A 5,515-nucleotide genomic window follows, 5' to 3' on the forward strand; every position below is an offset into this window, starting at 1 on the left:
CATTGCCCGGCATAACGTGATTCCCTGGGTCACCAACCCGGCGCTGGACATGATGGGCGTGGGGGAGCTGGAAATCCTGCCCCGCCAGGTGCTGCTGGTATACGGCGGCAGCGAGGAGCGCACCTGGGAATTGACCGATGCGGTGCGCTACGGGCTGATGCCCCTGCAGTTTCAGGGCCTGGTGCCGGATATTCGTGCGGTGGATGCGCCCATGCCGGCGGGCACGCTGGCCGGCCGTTATGCGGGCATTGTTATCTGGCTGGAAGATTCGGAAGTCGCCAGCGATGGCTTTGAAGACTGGCTGGCACAACAGAAAGAGGCCGGCGTGCCCATCCTGATGCTGGGTTATCCCGCCATTGACCCGCAGGGCCCCCATGCCCGGGACTTCGGTTTTGAGTCGCGCAACACGCCGGCAAGCCCGCCACAGATTGTCTCTCAGCACCCGGACATGGGGTTTGAAGTTACCTTACCGAAACTGCTGGAGTTGTCTGCGCCGGTGGATAACGACAACGCCACCCCCTGGTTAAAATTACGTAGTGAAAATCAGACCTTTACTCCGGTGGCGGTAACGCCCTGGGGCGGCTACGCCTTTCAGCCTTTCCTGATTCGTGCCGCACTACCAGGGGTGAAGACCGGCGGCGGGGATCGCTGGGTGCTTAATCCGCTCACCTTCACTCGTGACGCCCTGCAATTGCCCGACATGCCGATTCCTGACGTGACCACCGAAAATGGCCGGCGACTGTTGTTTGCGCACATGGACGGCGATGGCTTCCCCAGCCTGGCGGAAGTGGAAGGGTACCGGGGGAAAGCGGATGCCCTGGTGCTACTGGATGAAATTCTCGAGAAGTTTGATATCCCCACCACCATTTCCGTGATTGAAGGGGAAGTGTCCAGCGAGGGGTTGTATCCAAAAATGGCGCCGGAGCTGCAGCGTATTGCCCGTGCCATGTTTGCCCTGCCCCATGTGGAAGCGGCAACACACACTTACTCGCATCCTTTTTTTTGGTACGACGCCCAGGCAAACCCCGGGGAACTGTACGGGCCGGAAGGGCAGCTGCGACTGCCGCTGCCGGACTACCGCATGGACCCGGTGCGCGAAGTGGTGGGCTCGGCAAACTATATCGAACGCGAGCTGTTGCCGCCGGGCAAGAAGACCCGCATGGTGCTGTGGAGTGGAGACACCATTCCCACACCGGAAGCGCTGAAAGCGGCCCGTGAGGGCGGCCTGTTGAACATGAATGGCAGCGATACGATCATCACCAACAGTGCCCCCACCTGGACGCTGGTGAAGGGCATTGGTATCCCGAAAGGGGATGAATACCAGGTCTACGCGCCCAACCAGAATGAAAATATTTATACCAATGAGTGGACCGGGCCTTTCTATGGCTTTGAGCGGGTTATCGAAACCTTCAAGCTGACCGAAACGCCCCATCGTTTTAAACCGGTGGATATTTACTACCACACCTATATCGCCAGCAAGAATGCCTCACTGGAGTCCCTGCGACGGGTGTATCAATGGGCCAGTGAGCAGCCGTATTTTCCGCTGTTCGCGTCGGACTACAGTCGCAAGGTGCTGGATTTCAACGATATGGTGATTGGCCGCCGGGGTGATCAATGGTGGATTCAGGGCAACGGCCAGCTACGTACGTTACGGCTGCCGGACGGGCTGGCGCTTCCCGCGTTGGCACAAAGCAGCGGTGTGGCCGGCTACCGTGAAGACAAGCCCGGGCGTTATGTGCATTTGAGCGGTGCGAACGCCCATTGGCGAGGTCAGGCATCCAGCGACCAGGACAGCAGGGTGCCGTATTTGCAGCAGGCAAATGGTCGGCTAACGGCCTTTTCCCGCGACGGACGAAACCTGCGTTTTTCCCTGAAAGCCATGGCGCCACTGGACTTTACCCTGGGCAATGCCCGGGGCTGCACCTTGTCTCATCAGGGAACAACACTCAAACCTGCCGGCAGGGAAGGCCGGTTATATCACTACAGGAGTGCGGCGCGTGGGCTCAATGAGCTACGGCTACAATGTCCGCACTGAACGGCTGCGGGTTGTTGGGCTACCGGAATTATTCGCCTTTCTGATTCTTATCGGCGTGGTGTGCTGGATGCTGTTCCCGCGGGACTTGTCCTCATCCCTGCGTACTGCGCGTCTGGACGCGGTGACATTCAGCTATATGCAAGCCTGGCTGAAAGCCAAACCGGATGACCATGAGCTACGTTTGTTGATGGCACGGGAGTTGATTCTGCAAGGTAACTTTGTGGCGGCGGATGACCAGCTGCAAATCGTGGCTGCTGATACCAATGGCCGCTATGACACCCAGATCGCCTGGCTGGAATTGCGCCGGGATTTTACCCGTTTGATGGCCATAGACGCCGACAATCGCCGTGGCACCATGCTTGAACATGAAACCCTGACCCGTTTGCGCGCGATTGACTGGGCCGCCCTGAACAGTGAAAAACGCATCCGCTTCGCTGACATGGCCCTGGCCATGGGTAGCGTGGACCTGGCGGTGCAAGCCTATCGCCGGTTGGCGGATAGTGCGGCCAACCCCAGCCAGTGGCACGTCAAGGCGGCAAAAGTGCTGCTCGCCCACGGGCGCTATTCCGAGTCTGCGGATGCCTACATTGCGGCCATGGACGCACGCGGCAATTACACGGTGCGCAAGCGCTATTTCCTGGCTGCACTCAACGCGCTGCAAGCGGGCAGCCTGCATGACAAGGCGCTGCGTTTAGCTCAGGCCCGTGAGCGCGCTTTCTATCACGACAAGGCCGTGTTGTATCGCTTGATGACCCTGGCCCAGGCGGGCGGCAACATGCCGGTGGCCGAGCACTACGCGGTGTTGTTGCTAAGCTTGCCGTCCGTGGAGGGTAGCCGATGACCCGCCGCCCGCGGATACGACAATGGCTCCATGCGGCGATCTTCCCCCTCGCACTGTTGTCTGCCGTGCCGCTTGCCCATGCGGACACGCCGGCGCCCTATGTGGAGCGCTACTACGACCGCAGCTACCAGGTGTTCGTGGGGTCGGGGAACCTGGTTCGGGCCAGGCAGGTGGCCGAGAACGCCCTTTACTGGCGCCCGGATGATGAACGCTGGTGGCGTCGGCTGGCGGAGATATCCCGTTGGCAGGGGGATCCGGAAACCTCGCTGAAAGCCTGGCGACAGGTGGCCTTGCGCAGTAATGATCCGGAGGCCTGGAAGCAGGTGCTGGTGTTGGCACCGCTGACTTACAGCAACCGCCTCGCGCTGCGGGCCAACAAGGCGCTGTTGAGCGCCTCTCCCTACGATGCCGACATCATTGCCACCATCAGCCAGCAGTATGAGCTGCTGGGCCAACCGGATGAGGGCCTGCGCTTCTTCGCAGACTGGCGCCGGCGTTATCCCAGCAAGGCCGCATTGCGCGAAATGCAGCGGCTCGCCCTGAACCAGGGTGAGGATGTGCGGGCTGCGCGCTACTCCCGCGAATACATGGACCGCTTTGGCCCGGAGGAAGCCATGGCGGCCCAGGCGGCAGACCTGTTCTGGCTGGATGGCCAGCGCGAAAAAGCCCTGCAGGACCTGGACCGTGATGCCAGTGAATTGGCCTATTCGCCGGCACTGTCCCGGCGCATTGCGGTGATGGCCGCAGAGTTGGGCGAGTGGGATCTGGCGCTGGATCGTTACCAGCAATTGGTGGATCACGACGACGACCAGATTACCGATTTGTACCAATACATCACGCTGGCCCGTTATTACCGCCCGGATCGGGTGGCATCACTGATGGGTCGGGCCTGGCAGAAGAACCGCAATCCGCAATTTGCCCTGGGGGCGCTCTACCAGCTGAACGATCGCCGCGATGATGAGGCTATTGATGCTTTCCTGGCAGGGTTGAGTGAAGAGCAGTGGCAAACGCTGATGCAGACTCCGGAATTTCTGCGCTTCTACGCCAACCTGCAATTGCGTCGCGGTGACACGCAAGCCGCGCAGCACTGGCTGCAGAAAGCGTTAGCTTTGAACGCCAATGACCGGGAAACCCGGATCAGCTGGATGTGGCTACTGGTTGCCACCGGCCAGGACCGGGAGCTGCGACAAGCTCTGGTCACCTGGGAAGATGTGATCCGCAGTGACCGGCGCTACTGGGAAGTGCTGTCGGCGTCACACATGGCATTGGGCAATGCGGAACAGGCCCTGCGCTATGAAACCGAATTGCTGAAAACCGCACCCCGGAACTGGGAGCGCCAGTGGTATTACGCCCAGGCGTTGATTGCCGCCGGTCGAAACGGGCAGGCCTGGCCGGTGCTGCGGCACCTCAAGGAACAATTGCCCTTGACGGTGGAGCCGCAAAAGCAGGCCATTTACCGGGACATGCAATTGACGCTGAGTCTGTTGTTTGACGATGGCGATACCTCACTGAAGCTGGCCCGGGCACAAACGCAAGGCATGGACAGTGATCCAGTGGCCCGGGCCGAGTGGTTGGCGCAATGGGCGATCGGGCAGTCAGAGCCCTTGCTGGCCCAGAGTTGGTATTTGCGTAAACAGCAGGCGCAAGGGGCACTCAAAGCCGGCTCGGCACTGGCTTTTGCCCTGGTGCAGGATGATCTGGACGCGGTGGCGCAGATCCGTGAGCAGTATCAGGGCCAGCTTACCCTGTCCGAGCAGCTGGAAGCCCAGGTGCGGCTGGATGAGCCGCGCCGTGCTGCCAGTACCTTCATGGCCATTCAGGCCGGGTCGCCGGAACTGGCCGGCAGCAATAACCTGCAGGAAAGCCTGCTATTGCCCACGGCCCGCTCGTCACAGTTTCATATTGAACAGCGCCGTTTGGGGGCGCTGGATATTCAGGATCTGCAGTTTGTGCAGTACCAGCCGCTCAGTGATTTCACCCAGCTGTCTGTGAAAGCCCGCCAGCGCAATTTCAGCAGCAATGATGACGAACTGCTGCAAATCAGTGATGACGAGCAGCGGCTGTCGATGGCGCTGGCTTACCAGCGCGAACGGTTCCGCAGCCGCCTGGAGCTGGGCCAGCGCAACCTGTTGGGCAACAGCGAAACCATGGCGGATCTGGAGCTGGGCGCGAACTGGACGCGGTACTGGTCCGGTAGCCTGAATTACCAATGGCGAATGCCGGCGGATGAGTCGTCCCTGCTGATTCTCGGTGCGTCGCGTACCGGTAGCCAGTGGTTGCTGAACTGGACGCCATCCTCTACCTGGCAAAGCAGCGTGGATTGGGCCAACTATGACTATCAGGATCTCAATGACAGTGATCTGGGCAGCGGCAGCATCATTAATGCCCAGAGTACCTGGCGCCCCTGGTTGTCGCGCTTCTCTCCCGGGGTGCGGGTGAGGCATACCCAGGCGGACTTTACCGCCGGCAACGACAGCATGGCCGAAGTACGTGCCTTGCTGCCGCCCGGCGCCCAGACGTTACCGCTGCCGCAGGACTATCACGAATCGGAAGTGGTGTTCCTGCTGGGCCAGCCGGATGTGCATATTCGTCCGCACCGTTTGCAGGGCTGGGCAGAAATTGGTTACAGCCATAACAGC

3 protein-coding genes are annotated in these 5,515 nt (G+C 60.6%); all 3 read left to right on the forward strand.

Features of this window, described 5'->3' with window-relative positions; all coding sequences use genetic code 11:
• Positions 1–2,035 (forward strand): hypothetical protein (locus tag A3754_RS27685; RefSeq protein ID WP_063519877.1); only part of this gene is annotated, 2,035 nt, incomplete at its 5' end.
• A complete protein-coding gene (locus tag A3754_RS12020) occupies positions 2,007–2,876 on the forward strand; it encodes a hypothetical protein (protein WP_063519878.1) in 870 nt (289 codons plus the stop codon). The genes A3754_RS27685 and A3754_RS12020, both read left to right, overlap by 29 nt.
• A partial coding sequence (locus A3754_RS12025; protein ID WP_063519879.1) for a tetratricopeptide repeat protein occupies positions 2,873–5,515 on the forward strand: 2,643 nt, incomplete at its 3' end. The genes A3754_RS12020 and A3754_RS12025, both read left to right, overlap by 4 nt.

The organism is Alcanivorax sp. HI0083, assembly GCF_001635175.1.